Raw genomic sequence first — 18,515 nt, 5'->3', positions numbered from 1 at the left:
CTTGCATCCCATCCCGAGAAGGTGCTTGCGCGGCCCCGTTTAGACCATGAACAGGTTCTCCGGCTATAATCCAAGGCTCTGCGCAGTTTGAGGCCATTTTTGGCTTTTTTCATGCCGGAACACGACGAAAGCGGTTTATTCACTCCCATGTCGGGAACGCTGCTTCGCTCGCAAGCGCACCTCGGTGCAAGAAAGAGAAAACATGATTGCAAAATCAATCAAGGCCGAAATCGTTCAGGCCAACGCACGTGCCGCCGGCGACACCGGCAGCCCTGAAGTTCAAGTGGCGCTGCTGACCGGCCGCATCAACGAACTGACCCCCCATTTCAAGGCCAACGCCAAAGACCACCACGGCCGCCGCGGCCTGCTGCGCATGGTGAGCCGCCGCCGCAAGCTGCTGGACTACCTGAAGTCCAAAGACGCCGACCGTTACACCGCGCTGATCGCCAAGCTTGGCCTGCGCAAGTAATCGGTAAAAACGATTTGAAAGCGCCTGAGTTAGTTCACTAGCTCAGGCGCTTTTTACTTCGGAGCAAGGCAAAACGAGCACGCGCTGTGTCATTCCACAAGAAAAGCCCCGGTCAGACCACTGATCCCAGGCATTTTGTGGAATGGCATCGTGTTCAGCCAGCCGCCGCTCCGGGCCTCCCGCGCTGCCTCAAGCGTGTGAATTTAGTGGAGATAAGAACATGAGCATTTTCAACAAAGTCACCAAGTCCTTCCAGTGGGGCCAGCACAAGGTCACGATGGAAACCGGCGAGATCGCCCGCCAGTCCAGCGGCGCCGTCGTCGTTGACATGGACGGCACTGTGGTGCTGGCCACCGTGGTCGCCAAGACCGATGCCAAGCCCGGCCAGGACTTCTTCCCCCTGACGGTCGACTACCTCGAAAAAACCTACGCCGCCGGCCGCATTCCCGGCAGCTTCTTCAAGCGCGAAGGCCGCCCCAGCGAATTCGAAACGCTGACCTCCCGCCTGATCGACCGCCCGATCCGCCCGCTGTTCCCCGAAGGCTTCTTCAACGAAGTGCAGGTCGTGATCCACGTGCTGTCGCTGAACCCTGAAGTCGAGGGCGACATCCCCGCACTGATCGCCTCCAGCGCCGCCCTGTCGATCTCCGGCATCCCGTTCAACGGCCCCATCGGCGCAGCGCGCGTGGCCTACATCGACGGCCAGTACGTGCTGAACCCCGGCAAAACCCAGCTCAAGGATTCGAAGATGGACCTCGTCGTGGCCGGCACCGAAGCCGCCGTGCTGATGGTCGAGTCCGAAGCCCAGCAGCTGTCCGAAGAAATCATGCTCGGCGCCGTGGTGTTCGGCCATGAGCAGGGCAACATCGCCATCAACGCGATCCATGAACTCGTGCGCGACGCCGGCAAGCCGGTCTGGGACTGGAAAGCCCCCGCCAAGAACGAACCGTTGATCGCCAAGGTCAACGAACTCGCTGGCGCCAAGCTGCAAGCCGCTTACCAGATCCGCGCCAAGCAAGCCCGTACGCAAGCCTGCCGCGTGGTGACCTCCGACGTCATGGCCGCGCTCAAGGCCGACGGCGTCGAGTTCGACGGCGTGGCCGTTGAAGGCATGCTGTTCGACATCGAAGCCAAGATCGTGCGCAGCCAGATCCTGGCCGGCGAGCCCCGCATCGACGGCCGCGACACGCGCACCGTGCGCGCCATCGAAATCCGCAACAGCGTGCTGCCCCGCACCCACGGCTCGGCCCTGTTCACGCGCGGCGAAACCCAGGCGCTGGTCGTGACCACGCTGGGCACCGAGCGCGATGCGCAGCGAATCGACGCGCTGTCCGGCGATTACGAAGACCGCTTCATGCTGCACTACAACATGCCTCCGTTCGCCACCGGCGAAACCGGCCGTGTCGGCAGCCCGAAGCGCCGCGAAATCGGCCACGGCCGCCTGGCCAAGCGCGCGCTGATCGCCGTGCTGCCCACGAAGGAAGAATTCCCGTACACCATGCGCGTGGTGTCTGAAATCACCGAGTCCAACGGCTCCTCGTCGATGGCTTCGGTCTGCGGCGGCTGCCTGTCGCTGATGGACGCCGGCGTGCCGATGAAGGCCCACGTGGCCGGCATCGCCATGGGCCTGATCAAGGAAGACAACCGCTTCGCCGTGCTGACCGACATCCTGGGCGACGAAGATCACCTGGGCGACATGGACTTCAAGGTTGCCGGTACCACCTTCGGTATCACCGCGCTGCAGATGGACATCAAGATCCAGGGCATCACCAAGGAAATCATGCAGGTCGCGCTGGCCCAGGCCAAGGAAGCCCGCATGCACATCCTGGGCAAGATGCAGGAAGCCATGGGCGAGGCCAAGGCTGAAGTCTCCGACTTCGCACCGCGCCTTTACGTCATGAAGATCAACCCCGAGAAGATCCGCGACGTGATCGGCAAGGGCGGCGCCGTCATCCGCGCGCTGACCGAAGAAACCGGCACGCAGATCAACATCGAGGAAGACGGCACCATCACCATCGCCTCGAACGACAGCGCCAAGGCCGACGAGGCCAAGCGCCGCATCGCCGAGATCACCGCTGAAGTCGAAATCGGCAAGGTCTACGAAGGCCCGGTCACCAAGATCCTGGACTTCGGCGCCCTGATCAACCTGCTGCCCGGCAAGGACGGCCTGCTGCACATCAGCCAGATCGCCCACGAGCGCGTCGAGAAGGTCACCGACTACCTGAGCGAAGGCCAGATCGTCAAGGTCAAGGTTCTCGAGACCGACGAAAAAGGCCGCGTCAAGCTGTCGATGAAGGCCTTGCTGGACCGTCCGGCCCAGGACCAGGACCGCGGCTGATCCTTCTTGCGACGGATTTTGCAGCCGTCGGTGCCCGTGCATCGGGCGCCGGTGGCGTAAATGAACTGCATACCCCATGAAAGCTGTTGAAATTACCTCCTACGGTGCGCCCGAGGTGTTGCGTCTGGGCGAGCGCCCGGCGCCCATCGATGGGCCGGGCGAGGTGGTGATCCGCGTGAGCGCCAGCGGCGTGAACCGCCCCGACGTCTTGCAACGCACCGGCCACTATCCCGTGCCGCCGGGTGCGTCCGATATTCCGGGGCTGGAAGTTGCTGGCGTGATCGTCTCTGGCGATGCCAAGGCCATGGCTGCCGCCGGCTTCAAGCCTGGCGACCGCGTTTGCGCGTTGGTGTTCGGTGGGGGTTATGCCGAGCTGTGCGTCGCGCCGGTTGGCCAATGTCTGCCGGTGCCTGAGGGCCTCAGCGACATCGAGGCGGCTTCGCTGCCCGAGACCTTCTTCACGGTCTGGAGCAATGTGTTCGAGCGCGCCCACCTGCAGCCGGGTGAAACCCTGCTGATCCAGGGCGGCTCGAGCGGCATCGGCGTCACCGCCATCCAGATCGCCAAGGCCATGGGCGCCACGGTGCTGGTCACGGCCGGCAGCGACGACAAGTGCGCGGCCTGCATCGCCCTGGGGGCTGACCACGCCATCAACTACAAGGCCAGCGACTTCGCCGAAGAGGTGAAAAAGCTGACCCAGGGGCAGGGCGTCAACGTCATCCTGGACATGGTGGCCGGCAGCTACGTGGCGCGTGAAGTCGAGTGCCTGGCCGAAGACGGCCGGCTCGTCATCATCGCGGTGCAAGGCGGCGTCAAGGCTGAAGTCAATGCCGGCCTGGTGCTGCGCAAGCGCCTGACCATCACTGGTTCGACCCTGCGTCCGCGTTCCATCGAGTTCAAGGCGGCGATTGCAAAAGCGCTGAAGGAAAAAGTCTGGCCCCTGCTTTCGGCGGGCCGGATCAAGCCCGTCATCCACAGCACGTTTGCGGCGGCCGATGCGGCCAAAGCCCATGCGCTGATGGAGTCGAATTCACATATCGGCAAAATTGTCTTGACCTGGTAAGCCAAAGATGAAAAAACTCATTGCGGGAAACTGGAAGATGAACGGCAGCCTGGCGGCCAACGCGGCCTTGCTGGACGCGTTGTCGCAAGGCCTGGCCGCGGCGCCCGCCGCGTGCGAAGTGGCGGTCTGCGTTCCCGCGCCTTATCTGGCGCAGGTGCAGGCCATGCACTCCGCGCAAGCCGGCCTCGCGTCCATCGAACTGGGCGCGCAGGATGTCTCGGCGCAAGCCTCGGGTGCTTACACGGGTGAGGTGAGCGCCGCCATGCTCAAGGATTTCGGCTGCCGCTTTGCCATCGTCGGCCATTCGGAACGCCGCCAGTACCACGGTGAAAGCGATGCGCTGGTGGCAGACAAGGCCAAAGCCGCGCTGGCATCGGGCATCACGCCCATCGTCTGCGTGGGCGAGACGCTGGCCGAGCGCGAAGCCGGTCACACCGAAGAGGTCGTCAAGCGCCAGCTGGCCGCGGTGATCCACAGCAACGGCCATTGCATCAGTGAAATCGTCGTGGCCTACGAACCCGTGTGGGCCATAGGCACCGGCAAGACGGCGTCGCCCGAAGAGGCCCAGGCTGTGCACGCGGTGCTGCGCGCCCAACTGAAGGCCGCCACGGACCAGTTCGCGCGTGTGAAAATCCTGTACGGCGGCAGCATGAATGCTGCCAATGCGGCAACGCTGCTGGCCCAGCCCGACATCGACGGCGGCCTGATTGGCGGCGCCTCGCTCAAAGCCCCCGATTTTTTGACCATTATTGCTGCAGCCCGCCAGTAACGAGCGCAGAACGCTATTAATTTAGGAGTAGATATGAACGTAGTATTGACCATTGTCCTCGCCGTGCAAATGCTGTCGGCGCTCGGCATGATTGGCCTGATCCTGGTGCAGCACGGCAAGGGCGCCGACATGGGTGCGGCGTTCGGCAGCGGCGGCTCGGGCAGCCTGTTCGGTGCCAGCGGCAGCGCCAACTTCCTGTCGCGCACCACCGGTGTCCTCGCGGCGCTGTTTTTTGCATGCACCTTGCTGCTTGCTTACTTCGGCGGCAGCGCGCTGCCGCGCAGCGGTTCCAGCGTCCTGGAAGGCACTGCGGTGAGCGCGCCAGCGCCTGCCGGCGCGGCTTCCGGCGCGGCCCAAATTCCCGCGACCACGGCACCCGCGAGCGGCAGCGCCGCGGTTCCCGTGCCGCCCGCGCCCGCCGCATCGGGCGCCGCGCAAATCCCGACGAAATAACGTGTTTTTGCTGCCGCCTCCCGTCGGGAGAGGCGGTATTTCAGGGTAAACTCTATGACTGCCTGGAAAGCCCAAAACCGCAAGGTTTCCTCATGCCATCCAGTCAGTTAAATACCGCGGACGTGGTGAAATTGGTAGACACGCTATCTTGAGGGGGTAGTGCCGAAAGGTGTGCGAGTTCGAGTCTCGCCGTCCGCACCAGAACAAGCATCGGCAGCAGCGCTCCGGCGATGCTGTCGCCTTAAACGGCAAGCTGAAACAAACCGCGCAGGTGGCTTTTCAGAAGTTGAATCCACGATGAACCTCGATCAATACCTTCCTGTTCTCCTGTTTATTCTGGTCGGTGTGGGTGTCGGCGTGGTGCCCCAGGTCCTGGGGCGGTTGTTGGGCCCCGTGCGTCCCGACAGCGAAAAAAATTCTCCTTACGAATGCGGCTTCGAAGCTTTCGAAGATGCCCGCATGAAATTCGATGTGCGCTACTACCTGGTCGCCATCCTCTTCATTCTGTTTGACCTCGAAATCGCCTTCCTCTTTCCCTGGGCCGTGGCTCTCAAGGAAATCGGCCCCGTCGGTTTCTGGTCGGTCATGATTTTCCTGGGCATTCTGGTCGTGGGCTTTGTCTACGAGTGGAAAAAAGGTGCGCTGGACTGGGAATAAGAAGATAAGAATCCCGAGGGTTCTCTAGGCGGATCTCGCCACAAAGGTACGGGTATGTCACTTGAAGGTGTTTTTAACGAAGGCTTCATGACCACGAGTTACGACTCGGTGGTGAACTGGGCCAAGACGGGTTCGCTCTGGCCCATGACATTCGGCCTGGCTTGCTGCGCCGTCGAAATGATGCATGCGGGTGCGGCGCGCTATGACCTCGACCGCTTCGGCATGTTGTTCCGTCCCAGCCCGCGCCAGTCCGACCTGATGATCGTGGCCGGCACGCTGTGCAACAAGATGGGCCCGGCCCTGCGCAAGGTCTACGACCAGATGTCCGAGCCGCGCTGGGTGCTGTCCATGGGCTCCTGCGCCAACGGCGGCGGCTACTACCACTACAGCTACTCCGTGGTTCGCGGCTGCGACCGCATCGTGCCGGTGGACGTCTACGTGCCAGGCTGCCCGCCCACAGCCGAAGCGCTGATGTACGGCATCATCCAGCTGCAGCAGAAAATCCGCCGCACCAACACGATTGCGAGGGCATAAGGCATGTCCTCTTCTCCCGTGTCCATGGAGCAACTCGCCGAAACGATTCATGCCGTCCTTGGCGACAAGGTCAAAAGCCTGAAGACTGCGCTGGGTGAAATCACCCTGACGGTCTCTGCCGCCGACTACCTCGCGGCCGCCACCACGCTGCGCGATGCGCCCGGCTGCCGCTTCGAGCAACTCATCGACCTCTGCGGCGTTGACTATTCCGAATACCGTGACGGCCAGTACGACGGCCTGCGCTACTGCGTGGTGTCGCACCTGCTGTCGGTCAGCCTCAACCAGCGCGTGCGCCTCAAGGTGTTCTGCCCCGACGACGATTTCCCTGTGGTGGATTCGCTCAACGGCATCTGGAACTCGGCCAACTGGTTCGAACGCGAAGCCTTCGACCTCTACGGCATCATCTTCGAAGGCCACAACGACCTGCGCCGCATCCTGACCGACTACGGTTTCATCGGCCATCCTTTCCGCAAGGACTTCCCGACCTCGGGCCACGTCGAGATGCGTTACGACCCCGAGCAGAAGCGCGTGATTTACCAGCCGGTCACTATCGAGCCGCGTGAAATCACTCCCCGTGTGATTCGCGAAGACAACTACGGCGGCCTGCAGTAAGCAGGGCCGGCAAGAGATACCCACATGGCTGAAATCAAAAACTACACGCTCAACTTTGGACCGCAGCATCCCGCGGCGCACGGTGTGCTGCGCCTGGTGCTCGAGCTTGATGGCGAAGTGATCCAGCGCGCCGATCCGCACATCGGCCTGCTGCACCGCGCCACCGAAAAGCTCGCCGAAAGCAAGACCTACATCCAGTCGCTGCCCTACATGGACCGGCTGGATTACGTCTCCATGATGTCCAACGAGCAGGCTTACTGCCTGGCCATCGAAAAGCTGCTGGGCGTCGATGTGCCGGTGCGCGCGCAATACATCCGCGTGATGTACGCCGAAATCACGCGCCTGCTGAACCACCTGCTGTGGCTGGGCGCGCACGGTTTCGACTGCGGCGCGATGAACATCCTGATTTACTGCTTCCGCGAGCGCGAGGCGCTGTTCGACATGTACGAGGCCGTCTCCGGTGCGCGCATGCACGCGGCCTACTTTCGTCCGGGCGGTGTCTACCGCGACCTGCCCGACAGCATGCCGCAGTACCGCGTCAGCAAAGTCAAGAACGCCAAGGCCATTGCCGCGCTCAACGAAAACCGCCAGGGCTCGCTGCTCGACTTCATCGAGGACTTCACCAACAAGTTCCCCGGTTACGTCGACGAATACGAGACCCTGCTGACCGACAACCGCATCTGGAAGCAGCGCACCGTCGGTGTCGGCGTCGTCTCGCCCGAGCGTGCGCTCAACCTCGGCTTCACCGGGCCCATGCTTCGCGGTTCGGGTTTCGCCTGGGACCTGCGCAAGCAGCAGCCCTACGACGTCTACGACAAGATGGACTTCGACATCCCGGTCGGCAAGACCGGCGACTGCTACGACCGCTACCTGGTCCGCGTCGAAGAAATGCGCCAGTCCAACCGCATCATCAAGCAGTGCGTCGACTGGCTGCGCGTGAACCCCGGCCCCGTGATCACCAGCAACCACAAGGTCGCCGCGCCGGACCGCGAATCCATGAAGTCCAACATGGAAGAGCTGATCCACCACTTCAAGCTCTTCACCGAAGGCTTCCACGTGCCCGAAGGCGAAGCCTATGCGGCGGTCGAGCACCCCAAGGGCGAGTTCGGCATCTACATCGTCAGCGACGGCGCCAACAAGCCCTATCGCCTGAAGATCCGTCCGCCGGGTTTCCCGCACCTCGCGGCCATGGACGAAATGTCGCGCGGCCACATGATCGCCGACGCCGTCGCCGTGATCGGCACCATGGATATTGTGTTCGGTGAGATTGATCGCTAAACCGGATGGCTTCCCCCATGATTTCTGAACAAACCAGAGCGCGCTTCGACCGCGAAGTCGCCAAATACCCCGCGGACCAGAAGCAGTCGGCCGTTATGGCCTGCCTGACCATCCTGCAGGAAGAGCACGGCTACGTCAGCGCCGAGAGCGAAAAAGTCGTGGCCGAATACCTCGGCATGGCGCCGATCGCCGTGCACGAGGTGACCACCTTCTACAACATGTACAACCAGCGCCCCGTTGGCAAGTACAAACTCAATGTCTGCACCAACCTGCCTTGCCAGTTGCGAGACGGCGCCAAGGCGCTCAAGCACCTGGAGCACAAGCTCGGCATCGCGATGGGCGAGACCAGCGCCGACGGCCTTTTCACGCTGCAGCAGTCCGAATGCCTGGGTGCTTGCGCGGATTCCCCGGTGATGCTCGTCAACGACCTCACCATGTGCAGCTTCATGAGCAACGAGAAGCTGGACCAGCTCATCGAAGGCCTTCAATCCGCCGAGGCAAAGCAACCATGACGCTCGCACCCCTGACTCCCAACAGCGCAGCCGCGCAGAGCGTGCTGTCCCAGTTCTCGGCCACCGGCGTGCAGACCTGCTTCCACGGCCGGCACATCAACCCGCAAATCCTGGCCGACCTCGACGGCAGCAACTGGCGCCTCAAGGACTATGAAGCCCGCGGCGGCTACCAGGCGCTGCGCAAGATTCTCAAGCAGGACGGCGGCGAGGGCATGACACCCGACCAGGTGATTGCCGAAGTCAAGGCCGGCAGCCTGCGCGGCCGCGGCGGCGCGGGTTTCCCGACCGGGCTCAAGTGGAGCTTCATGCCGCGCCAGTTCCCGGGCCAGAAATACCTGGTCTGCAACTCGGACGAGGGCGAGCCGGGCACCTGCAAAGACCGCGACATCATGCAGTACAACCCGCACAGCGTGATCGAGGGTATGGCGATCGCCGCCTACGCCATGGGCATCAGTGTGGGCTACAACTACATCCACGGCGAAATCTTCGCGACCTACCAGCGTTTTGAAGAAGCACTGGAAGAAGCGCGCGCCGCCGGCCTGCTGGGTAACAACATTTTCGGCAGCGGCTTCAGCTTCCAGCTCCATGCCTCGCACGGCTTCGGCGCCTACATCTGCGGCGAAGAAACCGCGCTGCTCGAATCGCTCGAAGGCAAGAAAGGCCAGCCGCGTTTCAAGCCGCCGTTCCCGGCCAGCTTCGGCCTCTACGGCAAGCCCACCACCATCAACAACACCGAGACTTTCGCGGCCGTGCCCTGGATCATCCGCAACGGCGGCCAGGCCTACCTCGAATGCGGCAAGCCCAACAACGGCGGCACCAAGATTTATTCGGTCTCGGGCGACGTCGAGTTGCCCGGCAACTACGAAGTGCCCATGGGCACGCCGTTCTCCAAACTGCTCGAACTCGCCGGCGGCGTGCGCAAGGGCCGCACGCTCAAGGCTGTGATCCCCGGCGGCTCCTCGGCGCCCGTGCTGCCGGCTTCCATCATGATGGAATGCACCATGGACTACGACTCCATCGCCAAGGCCGGCTCCATGCTGGGTTCGGGCGCGGTGATCGTCATGGACGACAGCCGTTGCATGGTCGAGTCGCTCAAGCGCCTGTCCTATTTCTACATGCACGAATCCTGTGGCCAATGCACGCCCTGCCGCGAAGGCACGGGCTGGCTCTGGCGCGTCGTGGACCGCATCCACAACGGCCATGGCAAGCAGACCGACATGGACCTGCTCAACTCGGTGGCCGACAACATCCAGGGCCGCACCATCTGCGCGCTCGGCGATGCCGCGGCCATGCCGGTGCGCGCCATGATCAAGCATTTCCGCCACGAGTTTGAAGCCATGATCAAGACGCCAGCCCATCAGGTTCCCGCCTCCCAGGCTTCGGCCGCCGCGCAAGCCTGAGTCCCGGAAAGAAAAAAATATGGTTGAAATAGAACTCGACGGCCAGAAGGTGGAAGTGCTCGAAGGCAGCACGGTGATGCATGCGGCCGAAAAGGCCGGCACCTACATTCCGCACTTCTGCTATCACAAGAAGCTCAGCATTGCCGCCAACTGCCGCATGTGCCTGGTCGACGTGGAGAAGGCGCCCAAGCCCATGCCGGCCTGCGCCACGCCCGTCACCCAGGGCATGATCGTGCGCACCAAGAACGACAAAGCCATCAAGGCCCAGAAGGGCGTGATGGAGTTTCTGCTGATCAATCACCCGCTGGACTGCCCGATCTGCGACCAGGGCGGCGAGTGCCAGCTGCAGGACCTGGCTGTCGGCTACGGCGGCAGCGAATCGCGCTACGAAGAAGAAAAGCGCGTGGTTTTCCACAAGGACGTCGGCCCGCTGATCTCCATGCAGGAGATGAGCCGCTGCATCCATTGCACGCGCTGCGTGCGCTTCGGCCAGGAAGTGGCCGGCGTGATGGAGCTCGGCATGTCGCACCGCGGCGAGCACGCCGAAATCGAAACCTTCGTCGGCATGTCGGTGGACTCCGAGCTGTCCGGCAACATGATCGACATCTGCCCGGTCGGCGCGCTGACCAGCAAGCCTTTCCGCTACAGCGCCCGCACCTGGGAGCTCTCGCGCCGCAAATCGGTCAGCCCGCACGATTCGACCGGCGCCAACCTGATCGTCCAGGTCAAAAGCAACAAGGTCATGCGCGTGGTGCCGCTCGAGAACGAAGACGTCAACGAATGCTGGATCGCCGACCGCGACCGCTTCTCGTATGAAGCCCTCAACGGTGACGAGCGCCTGACCAGCCCCATGCTCAAGCAGGGCGGCGAATGGAAAGCCGTCGACTGGCAGACCGCGCTCGAATACGTGGCCAACGGCCTCAAGCAGATCAAGGCCGACCACGGCGCCGGCAGCATGGGCACGCTGGCCAGCCCGCACAGCACGCTCGAAGAACTCTACCTGGCCGCCTCCCTGATGCGCGGCCTGGGCAGCGAGAACATCGATTACCGTCTGCGCAACGCTGAATTCTCAACGCCGTCGGCCATCCGCTGGCTGGGCACCTCGATCGCCTCGCTGTCGCAGCTGCAGCGCGTGCTGGTGGTTGGCTCCAACCTGCGCAAGGACCATCCGCTGTTCGCGCAGCGCATTCGCCAGGCCGTCCGCAAGGGCGGGGCGCTGAGCACCATCAATTCCACGGCTGAGCTGGCCAGCGCCGAGGCCTGGGCCATGCCCGTCGCCAACACGCTGCTGGCAGCGCCTGAGGCCTGGGCCCAGGCCCTGGCCGACGTGGCCGCCGCGATTGCTGCCGACAAGGGCGTCGCCGCGCCCGCGGCCGGCAATGCCACCGATGCCGCCAAGGCCATCGCCAAGTCCCTGCTGGGCGGCGAGCGCAAAGCCATCCTGCTGGGCAATGCCGCGGCGCACCACGCCAAGGCTTCCAGCCTGCTGGCGCTTGCCAACTGGATCGCCGCGCAGACCGGTGCCACCGTGGGTTACCTCACGGAAGCCGCCAACACCGTGGGTGCCCAGCTGGCCGGTGCCTTGCCGGCAGGCAAGGGCCTCAACGCAGGCCAGATGCTGGACGGCCAGCTCAAGGCCGTGATCCTGCTCAACAACGAACCCGAGTTTGACTCGGCTGCCGGCGCCAGGGCCAAGTCCACGCTCAACGCCGCGCAAATGGTTGTGACGCTGAGCCCCTTCAAGGCCAACATGGGCTTTAGCGACGTGCTGCTGCCGATCGCGCCTTTCACCGAAACCCCCGGCACCTTCGTGAACGCCGAAGGCCGCATGCAGGGTTTCCATGCCGTCGTCAAACCGCTGGGCGATACCCGTCCGGCCTGGAAGGTGCTGCGTGTGCTCGCCAACCTGCTGGACTTGCCCGGTTTTGATTTTGAATCCTCGCAGGACGTGCTCAAGCAGGTCGCCGGTGCCGATGCGGCGCAGCTTCCCGCGGACAAGCTCGGCAACGGCACCCAGGCCGCCATCGACCTGTCGGCAGCTCCCGCCCAGGCGCCTGCCGTGGCCAGCATTTACCAGCTCGACGGACTGGTCAGGCGCGCCACATCGCTGCAGCTGACGGCGGATGCCCGCCAGGCCGCCGGACTCGAAGCGAAGCTCGAAGGAGTGGCCGCATGATTGATGGAATCTTCACCTTCGGCCAGGGGTTGATGGGCGGCATCTGGCCGGCCACGGTATGGCCCGTGCTGTGGACGCTCATCAAGATCGTCTGTGTCCTGCTGCCGCTGATGGGCCTGGTGGCCTACCTGACCTTGTGGGAACGCAAGGCCATCGGCTTCACCCAGATCCGCCTCGGCCCCAACCGCGTCGGGCCATTCGGCTTGCTGCAGCCGATCGCCGATGCGCTCAAGCTGCTGACCAAGGAAATCATCATCCCCACGGCGGCCAGCAAAGGCCTGTTCGTGCTCGGCCCCATCATGACCATCATGCCGGCCCTGGCCGCCTGGGCCGTGATTCCCTTCGGGCCCGAAATCGCGCTGGCCAACATCAATGCCGGTCTGCTGTTCCTGATGGCCATCACCTCGCTGGAGGTCTATGGCGTGATCATCGCGGGCTGGGCTTCCAACTCCAAATACGCCTTCCTCGGCGCCATGCGCGCCTCGGCGCAAATGGTCAGCTATGAAATCGCCATGGGCTTCTGCCTGGTGGTGGTGCTCATGGTGTCCGGCAGCCTCAACATGACCGACATCGTGATGGGGCAGGGCAAGGGCATGCTTGCAAGCCACGGCTGGACTTTCCTGTCCTGGAACTGGCTGCCGCTGCTGCCGATCTTTGTCGTGTACTTCATCTCCGGCCTGGCCGAAACCAACCGCCACCCGTTCGACGTCGTTGAAGGCGAGTCCGAAATCGTGGCCGGCCACATGGTCGAGTACTCGGGCATGGCCTTCGCGATGTTCTTCCTCGCCGAATACGCCAACATGTGGCTGGTCGCCATCCTGGCCGTGCTGCTGTTCCTGGGCGGCTGGCTGCCTCCCGTCGAAGCCCTGAGCTTCATCCCGGGCTGGATCTGGCTGGGCGCCAAGACCTTTGTCGTGGTCACCATGTTCCTGTGGGTGCGCGCCACCTTCCCGCGTTTTCGTTACGACCAGATCATGCGCCTGGGCTGGAAGATTTTCATTCCCGTGACCCTGGTCTGGCTGGTGGTCGTCGGGGCCTGGATGCAGACGCCGTACAACATCTGGAAATAGCATGAGCCCCCACGTTCGCTCACTTCGTGTAGCTCTCTGCCCCCCGGGGGGGCCGCTGCGCCTGCGGCCCGGCAAAGCCGGTTCCGCGGCCCCTGCTGGCTTGAAGAGCCTTTGTGCACGCCTTATTTCTGCAGGAATCTGACTTATGTCCGCCGTAGCCTCCATCAAAGACTTTGCGTCGAGCTTCATGCTCACCGAGCTGTTCAAGGGCATGGCCCTGACCGGCAAATACATGTTCAGCCGCAAGATCACGGTCCAGTTTCCCGAAGAGAAAACCCCGCTGAGCCCGCGGTTTCGCGGCCTGCATGCGCTGCGCCGTTATGAAAACGGCGAAGAGCGCTGCATCGCCTGCAAGCTTTGTGAAGCGGTGTGCCCGGCGATGGCCATCACCATCGAATCCGACGTGCGTGAAGACGGCAGCCGCCGCACCTCGCGCTACGACATCGACCTGACCAAATGCATCTTCTGCGGTTTCTGCGAAGAAAGCTGCCCGGTCGACTCCATCGTCGAGACCCACATCTTTGAATACCACGGCGAAAAGCGTGGTGACCTGTATTTCACCAAAGAGATGCTGCTGGCCGTGGGCGACCGGTATGAATCCGAAATCGCCGCCAACCGCGCGGCTGATGCCAAATACCGCTGAACCCCAGGCCGCTGGCTCAAGAAAGAATCCACAACAACATGGACGCTAAAACAGGTCTTTTTTATGTTTTCGCCGCGGTGCTGCTGTTTGCGGCATTCAAGGTGATTACCGCGCGCAACCCGGTGCATGCGGCGCTTTACCTCGTGCTGGCGTTTTTCCAGGCGTCCGCCGTCTGGATTCTGCTCAAGGCCGAGTTCCTGGCCATCACGCTGGTGCTGGTTTATGTGGGTGCCGTGATGGTGCTCTTCCTGTTCGTCGTGATGATGCTGGACATCAACATCGACAGTGTCCGCAAGGGCTTCTGGAAACATTTCCCGCTGGCCGGCTCCGTCGGCGCCATCATCGCTCTGGAAATGTCCTATGTGCTGATGGGCGGCTTCCGTGAGCCGCCCAAGGTGGCGACGGCAGCGGGGCAGATAGGCGCGCAGGTCTCCAACACCAAGGAGCTCGGCAAGCTGCTTTACTCCGAATACCTCTACCCACTGGAAGTCGCCGCGGTGATCCTGCTGGTGGCCATCATTGCCGCCATCGCGCTGACGCTGCGCGCGCGCAAAGACTCCAAGTACCAGAACCCTTCAGAGCAGATCCGGGTCAAGCGCTCGGACCGCGTGAGCCTGGTCAAGATGAAATCCGTCGTGGCCGCACCGGTGGTTGCCGCGGCCCCCGCAGCCGCCGAGGAGAAGAAGGCATGACGCTCACCCTGGGACATTTTCTTTCGCTGGGCGCGATGCTGTTCGCGCTGTCGGTCATCGGCATCTTCCTGAATCGCAAAAACCTGATCGTGCTGCTGATGGCCATCGAGCTCATGCTGCTGGCGGTCAACATGAATTTTGTGGCCTTCTCTTATTACCTGAACGACATGGCCGGCCAGGTGTTCGTGTTCTTCATCCTGACCGTCGCCGCGGCCGAATCGGCCATAGGCCTGGCCATCCTGGTGCTGCTGTTCCGCAACAAGTCCAGCATCAACGTAGACGAACTCAATACGCTCCAGGGCTAAAAATAAAATGAGCCAAACCCTCTCAGCATCGGCCCTGCTGGCCGTTCCCTTGGCGCCGCTGGCCGGCGCCCTGGCGGCCGGCATCCTCGGCACCTCCTTCGGCGGCAACTGGATAGGCCGCCGCCTGTCGCACACCCTGACCATCCTCGGCGTGCTGGTGGCCTTCATCATCTCGGCGATGACGCTCAAGAGCGTGGCCATCGACGGCGCGCGTTTCAACGAGACGCTCTACACCTGGATGAACGTCGGCGGCCTGAAGATGGAAATCGGCTTCCTGGTCGACGGCCTTACCGCCATGATGATGTGCGTGGTGACTTTTGTGTCGCTCATGGTGCACATCTACACCATAGGCTATATGGAAGAAGACGAGGGCTACAACCGCTTCTTCGCCTACATCTCGCTGTTCACCTTCTCCATGCTGATGCTGGTGATGAGCAACAACATGCTGCAGCTGTTCTTCGGCTGGGAGGCCGTGGGCCTGGTGTCCTATCTGCTGATCGGTTTCTGGTTCAACAAGCCGACCGCCATCTTCGCGAACATGAAGGCCTTCCTGGTCAACCGTGTGGGCGACTTCGGTTTCATCCTCGGCATCGGCCTGATCGCCGCCTACGCCGGCACGCTCAATTACGGTGAGGCCTTTGCCAAGGCCGGTGAACTTTCGAGCATCAAGTTTCCCGGCACCGGCTGGATGCTGGTGACCGTGATCTGCATCTGCCTCTTCATTGGCGCGATGGGCAAGTCGGCGCAGTTTCCGCTGCACGTCTGGCTGCCGGACTCCATGGAAGGCCCGACCCCGATCTCGGCGCTGATCCACGCGGCAACCATGGTGACGGCCGGCATCTTCATGGTGGCGCGCATGTCGCCGCTGTTTGAACTCAGCGACACCGCGCTCAGCTTCATCATGGTGATAGGTGCCATCACGGCCTTGTTCATGGGCTTTCTAGGCATCATTCAGAACGACATCAAGCGCGTGGTCGCGTATTCCACGCTTTCGCAACTGGGCTACATGACGGTGGCGCTGGGCGCTTCGGCCTATTCCGTCGCGGTGTTTCACCTGATGACGCACGCTTTCTTCAAGGCGCTGCTGTTCCTGGCCGCGGGCTCGGTCATCATCGGCATGCACCACAACCAGGACATCCGCTGGATGGGCGGCGTGCGCAAGTACATGCCCATCACCTGGATCACCTCGCTGCTGGGTACGCTGGCCCTGATCGGCACACCCCTGTTCGCGGGTTTCTACTCCAAGGACAGCATCATTGAAGCCGTGCATGAAAGCCACCTGGCGGGCGCCGGCTTCGCGTACTTCGCGGTGCTGGCGGGCGTCTTCGTGACGGCCTTTTATTCCTTCCGCCTGTATTTCCTGGTGTTCCATGGCAAGGAGCGCTATGACCAGAACCCCGATGCGCACCACCACGGCCACGACGACCACGGCCACCATGGCGAACACCACGATCCGCACGAATCCCCCTGGGTGGTGACAGTGCCGCTGATCCTGCTGGCGATTCCTTCCGTGGTCATCGGCTTCATGACGATCGAGCCCATGCTGTACGGCGAGTTCTTCAAGGGCGCGATCTTCGTGAACCTTGAAAAGCATCCCGCCATGGAAGAGCTCAAGCAACTGTTCCACGGCCCGGCCCAGATGGCCTTGCATGGGCTGATGACGCCGCCGTTCTGGCTGGCCCTCGGAGGCGCGGTGGCGGCCTGGTATATGTACATGATCAACCCCGCCTTGCCGGCCGCGATCAAGCGCATGTTCATGCCCATCTTCACGCTGCTCGAGAACAAGTACTACTTCGACTGGTTCAATGAAAACGTACTGGCCCGCGGCACGCGCGCCCTCGGCACCGCGCTCTGGAAGGGCGGCGACCAGAAGTTGATCGACGGCGCGCTGGTCAACGGTTCCTGGAAGGTGATCGGCTGGGTTTCCGGCATGGTCCGCCGGCTGCAGTCCGGCTACATCTACCACTATGCCTTCGGCATGATCATTGGCGTGTTTGTGTTGATGACGTACTTCGTCTGGCTCAATCGCTGATCAGTTCAACAAAATCAAGGAAGAACAAGAATGGGTTTGTTGAGTCTTGCGATCTGGACACCGATTGTTTTCGGTGTGGTTCTGCTGGCGCTGGGCCGTGACGAGCAGGCGCGCAGCGTTCGCTGGATCGCGCTGATCGGCGCGGTCGTCAGTTTCCTGGTTACGCTGCCGCTGTACAGCCGTTTCGAACTGGGCACCTCGGCCATGCAGTTTGTCGAAAGGGCTGGCTGGATCCAGCGCTTCAACGTCTATTACCACGTGGGTGTCGACGGCATCTCGCTGTGGTTCGTGCTGCTGACGGCCTTCATCAACGTGGTGGTCATCATCGCCAGCTGGGAAGCCATCACGACGCGCGTGAACCAGTACATGGCCTCTTTCCTGATCCTGAGCGGGCTCATGATCGGCGTGTTCTCGGCACTGGACGGCATCCTGTTCTACGTGTTCTTCGAAGCCACGCTGATCCCGATGTACCTCATCATCGGCATCTGGGGCGGTCCCAACAAGATCTACGCGGCCTTCAAGTTCTTCCTCTACACCTTGCTCGGCTCGCTGCTGATGCTGGTGGCGCTGATCTTCCTGTACAACAAGTCGGGCGGCAGCTTCGACATCCTGACCTGGCACAAGCTGCCGCTGGGCGGCACGATACAGACGCTGCTGTTCTTCGCCTTCTTCGCGGCCTTCGCCGTCAAGGTGCCGATGTGGCCGGTCCACACCTGGCTGCCCGACGTGCACGTTGAGGCGCCCACGGGCGGCTCCGCCGTGCTGGCGGCCATCATGCTGAAACTGGGCGCCTACGGTTTCCTGCGTTTCTCCATGCCCATCGCCCCGGACGCCGCCCACGAGTGGGCCTGGCTGATGATCGCGCTGTCGCTGATCGCCGTCATCTACGTTGGCCTGGTGGCCCTGGTGCAGCAGGACATGAAAAAGCTGGTGGCTTATTCTTCGGTCGCCCACATGGGTTTTGTCACGCTGGGCTTTTTCATCTTCAACGACCTCGGCGTCTCCGGCGGCATCGTGCAGATGATTGCCCACGGTTTTGTGTCGGGCGCGATGTTCCTGTGCATAGGCGTGCTGTATGACCGCGTCCACTCGCGCGAGATCGCCAGCTACGGCGGTGTGGTCAACACCATGCCCAAGTTCGCGGCCTTCGCGCTGCTGTTCGCCATGGCCAATTGCGGCCTGCCGGGCACTGCCGGCTTCGTCGGCGAATGGATGGTGATCCTGGGCGCCGTCAAGGCCAACTTCTGGATGGGCGGCGCGGCGGCGACGGCGCTGATTTTCGGCGCGGCCTACACCCTGTGGATGTTCAAGCGCGTCTACCTCGGCCCCGTGGCCAATGAAGACGTCAAGGCGCTCACCGACATCAACAGCCGCGAGTTCCTGATGCTGGCCCTGCTGGCCATTGCCGTGCTGTACATGGGCATCTATCCCAAGCCCTTCACGGACGTGATGAACACTTCAGTGGCGGACCTGCTCAAGCACGTGGCAACGTCCAAGCTGAACTGAAACTAC

Annotated in this window: 18 protein-coding genes and 1 tRNA gene; all 19 read left to right on the top strand. The window is 62.5% G+C overall.

What is annotated here, in order from left to right; genetic code table 11:
- The first annotated feature begins 202 nt into the window (after window positions 1–202).
- Window positions 203–469 carry a 30S ribosomal protein S15 gene (rpsO, locus tag ACSQ27_RS09960; protein WP_436155280.1) on the top strand — a complete coding sequence of 89 codons (267 nt, stop codon included), beginning with the start codon at window positions 203–205 and terminating at the stop codon, window positions 467–469.
- Between the two features lie 220 nt (window positions 470–689).
- Entirely contained in the window at window positions 690–2,807 is a 2,118-nt protein-coding gene (gene pnp / locus ACSQ27_RS09955) for a polyribonucleotide nucleotidyltransferase (protein ID WP_436155279.1), read from the top strand.
- 76 nt (window positions 2,808–2,883) lie between these two features.
- Window positions 2,884–3,870, top strand: coding sequence for an NAD(P)H-quinone oxidoreductase (locus ACSQ27_RS09950; RefSeq protein ID WP_436155278.1), 987 nt, complete (start codon window positions 2,884–2,886; stop codon window positions 3,868–3,870).
- Window positions 3,871–3,877: 7 nt separating this feature from the next.
- Complete coding sequence (gene tpiA / locus ACSQ27_RS09945; RefSeq protein WP_436155277.1) at window positions 3,878–4,639, top strand: triose-phosphate isomerase; 762 nt, start codon at window positions 3,878–3,880, stop codon at window positions 4,637–4,639.
- Window positions 4,640–4,672: 33 nt separating this feature from the next.
- Complete coding sequence (gene secG / locus ACSQ27_RS09940) at window positions 4,673–5,092, top strand: preprotein translocase subunit SecG (RefSeq protein ID WP_436155276.1); 420 nt, start codon at window positions 4,673–4,675, stop codon at window positions 5,090–5,092.
- A 116-nt stretch (window positions 5,093–5,208) separates the two neighbouring features.
- Window positions 5,209–5,293, top strand: a tRNA-Leu gene (locus ACSQ27_RS09935).
- Between the two features lie 96 nt (window positions 5,294–5,389).
- Window positions 5,390–5,749, top strand: coding sequence for an NADH-quinone oxidoreductase subunit A (locus ACSQ27_RS09930; protein ID WP_007864471.1), 360 nt, complete (start codon window positions 5,390–5,392; stop codon window positions 5,747–5,749).
- 54 nt (window positions 5,750–5,803) lie between these two features.
- Window positions 5,804–6,283: a NuoB/complex I 20 kDa subunit family protein gene (locus ACSQ27_RS09925; RefSeq protein WP_007864469.1), complete on the top strand. Its 480-nt coding sequence runs from the start codon at window positions 5,804–5,806 to the stop codon at window positions 6,281–6,283.
- Between the two features lie 3 nt (window positions 6,284–6,286).
- Window positions 6,287–6,895 (top strand): NADH-quinone oxidoreductase subunit C, encoded by a 609-nt coding sequence (locus ACSQ27_RS09920; protein WP_436155275.1) that lies wholly within the window; start codon window positions 6,287–6,289, stop codon window positions 6,893–6,895.
- Between the two features lie 24 nt (window positions 6,896–6,919).
- The gene (locus ACSQ27_RS09915; RefSeq protein ID WP_436155274.1) at window positions 6,920–8,173 is read left to right on the top strand and encodes an NADH-quinone oxidoreductase subunit D; all 1,254 of its coding nucleotides are present in this window, start codon (window positions 6,920–6,922) and stop codon (window positions 8,171–8,173) included.
- Between the two features lie 17 nt (window positions 8,174–8,190).
- On the top strand, window positions 8,191–8,685 hold the full coding sequence (nuoE, locus tag ACSQ27_RS09910) for an NADH-quinone oxidoreductase subunit NuoE (protein ID WP_436155273.1): 495 nt from the start codon (window positions 8,191–8,193) through the stop codon (window positions 8,683–8,685).
- On the top strand, window positions 8,682–10,085 hold the full coding sequence (gene nuoF, locus ACSQ27_RS09905) for an NADH-quinone oxidoreductase subunit NuoF (RefSeq protein ID WP_436155272.1): 1,404 nt from the start codon (window positions 8,682–8,684) through the stop codon (window positions 10,083–10,085). Before nuoE ends, nuoF begins: the two co-directional genes overlap by 4 nt.
- A 19-nt stretch (window positions 10,086–10,104) precedes the next feature.
- Complete coding sequence (gene nuoG / locus ACSQ27_RS09900) at window positions 10,105–12,261, top strand: NADH-quinone oxidoreductase subunit NuoG (RefSeq protein WP_436155271.1); 2,157 nt, start codon at window positions 10,105–10,107, stop codon at window positions 12,259–12,261.
- Window positions 12,258–13,331: an NADH-quinone oxidoreductase subunit NuoH gene (nuoH, locus tag ACSQ27_RS09895; protein ID WP_436155270.1), complete on the top strand. Its 1,074-nt coding sequence runs from the start codon at window positions 12,258–12,260 to the stop codon at window positions 13,329–13,331. Before nuoG ends, nuoH begins: the two co-directional genes overlap by 4 nt.
- A 145-nt stretch (window positions 13,332–13,476) precedes the next feature.
- Entirely contained in the window at window positions 13,477–13,974 is a 498-nt protein-coding gene (gene nuoI, locus ACSQ27_RS09890) for an NADH-quinone oxidoreductase subunit NuoI (protein ID WP_436155269.1), read from the top strand.
- 38 nt (window positions 13,975–14,012) lie between these two features.
- Window positions 14,013–14,666 (top strand): NADH-quinone oxidoreductase subunit J, encoded by a 654-nt coding sequence (locus tag ACSQ27_RS09885; RefSeq protein WP_436155268.1) that lies wholly within the window; start codon window positions 14,013–14,015, stop codon window positions 14,664–14,666.
- Entirely contained in the window at window positions 14,663–14,971 is a 309-nt protein-coding gene (nuoK, locus tag ACSQ27_RS09880; protein WP_007864437.1) for an NADH-quinone oxidoreductase subunit NuoK, read from the top strand. The genes ACSQ27_RS09885 and nuoK overlap by 4 nt, the downstream gene beginning before the upstream one ends.
- A 7-nt stretch (window positions 14,972–14,978) precedes the next feature.
- Window positions 14,979–17,003, top strand: a complete 2,025-nt coding sequence (gene nuoL / locus ACSQ27_RS09875) for an NADH-quinone oxidoreductase subunit L (protein ID WP_436155267.1) — start codon at window positions 14,979–14,981, stop codon at window positions 17,001–17,003.
- 30 nt (window positions 17,004–17,033) lie between these two features.
- Window positions 17,034–18,509, top strand: a complete 1,476-nt coding sequence (locus ACSQ27_RS09870; RefSeq protein ID WP_436155266.1) for an NADH-quinone oxidoreductase subunit M — start codon at window positions 17,034–17,036, stop codon at window positions 18,507–18,509.
- Window positions 18,510–18,515 lie beyond the last annotated feature (6 nt).

This window comes from Polaromonas sp. LjRoot131 (genome assembly GCF_964252805.1).
In the GTDB taxonomy this organism is placed as follows: domain Bacteria; phylum Pseudomonadota; class Gammaproteobacteria; order Burkholderiales; family Burkholderiaceae_C; genus Polaromonas.
Note: the sequence above shows the minus strand (reverse complement) of the source record. Positions and strands in the feature narration are given on the sequence as shown.

What these genes read in the sequence shown, in the direction of transcription:
- rpsO (WP_436155280.1), top strand. Translation starts at nt 203, where the DNA reads ATGATTGCAAAATCAATCAAGGCCGAAATCGTTCAGGCCAACGCACGT.
- pnp (WP_436155279.1), top strand. Translation starts at nt 690, where the DNA reads ATGAGCATTTTCAACAAAGTCACCAAGTCCTTCCAGTGGGGCCAGCAC.
- ACSQ27_RS09950 (WP_436155278.1), top strand. Translation starts at nt 2,884, where the DNA reads ATGAAAGCTGTTGAAATTACCTCCTACGGTGCGCCCGAGGTGTTGCGT.
- tpiA (WP_436155277.1), top strand. Translation starts at nt 3,878, where the DNA reads ATGAAAAAACTCATTGCGGGAAACTGGAAGATGAACGGCAGCCTGGCG.
- secG (WP_436155276.1), top strand. Translation starts at nt 4,673, where the DNA reads ATGAACGTAGTATTGACCATTGTCCTCGCCGTGCAAATGCTGTCGGCG.
- ACSQ27_RS09930 (WP_007864471.1), top strand. Translation starts at nt 5,390, where the DNA reads ATGAACCTCGATCAATACCTTCCTGTTCTCCTGTTTATTCTGGTCGGT.
- ACSQ27_RS09925 (WP_007864469.1), top strand. Translation starts at nt 5,804, where the DNA reads ATGTCACTTGAAGGTGTTTTTAACGAAGGCTTCATGACCACGAGTTAC.
- ACSQ27_RS09920 (WP_436155275.1), top strand. Translation starts at nt 6,287, where the DNA reads ATGTCCTCTTCTCCCGTGTCCATGGAGCAACTCGCCGAAACGATTCAT.
- ACSQ27_RS09915 (WP_436155274.1), top strand. Translation starts at nt 6,920, where the DNA reads ATGGCTGAAATCAAAAACTACACGCTCAACTTTGGACCGCAGCATCCC.
- nuoE (WP_436155273.1), top strand. Translation starts at nt 8,191, where the DNA reads ATGATTTCTGAACAAACCAGAGCGCGCTTCGACCGCGAAGTCGCCAAA.
- nuoF (WP_436155272.1), top strand. Translation starts at nt 8,682, where the DNA reads ATGACGCTCGCACCCCTGACTCCCAACAGCGCAGCCGCGCAGAGCGTG.
- nuoG (WP_436155271.1), top strand. Translation starts at nt 10,105, where the DNA reads ATGGTTGAAATAGAACTCGACGGCCAGAAGGTGGAAGTGCTCGAAGGC.
- nuoH (WP_436155270.1), top strand. Translation starts at nt 12,258, where the DNA reads ATGATTGATGGAATCTTCACCTTCGGCCAGGGGTTGATGGGCGGCATC.
- nuoI (WP_436155269.1), top strand. Translation starts at nt 13,477, where the DNA reads ATGTCCGCCGTAGCCTCCATCAAAGACTTTGCGTCGAGCTTCATGCTC.
- ACSQ27_RS09885 (WP_436155268.1), top strand. Translation starts at nt 14,013, where the DNA reads ATGGACGCTAAAACAGGTCTTTTTTATGTTTTCGCCGCGGTGCTGCTG.
- nuoK (WP_007864437.1), top strand. Translation starts at nt 14,663, where the DNA reads ATGACGCTCACCCTGGGACATTTTCTTTCGCTGGGCGCGATGCTGTTC.
- nuoL (WP_436155267.1), top strand. Translation starts at nt 14,979, where the DNA reads ATGAGCCAAACCCTCTCAGCATCGGCCCTGCTGGCCGTTCCCTTGGCG.
- ACSQ27_RS09870 (WP_436155266.1), top strand. Translation starts at nt 17,034, where the DNA reads ATGGGTTTGTTGAGTCTTGCGATCTGGACACCGATTGTTTTCGGTGTG.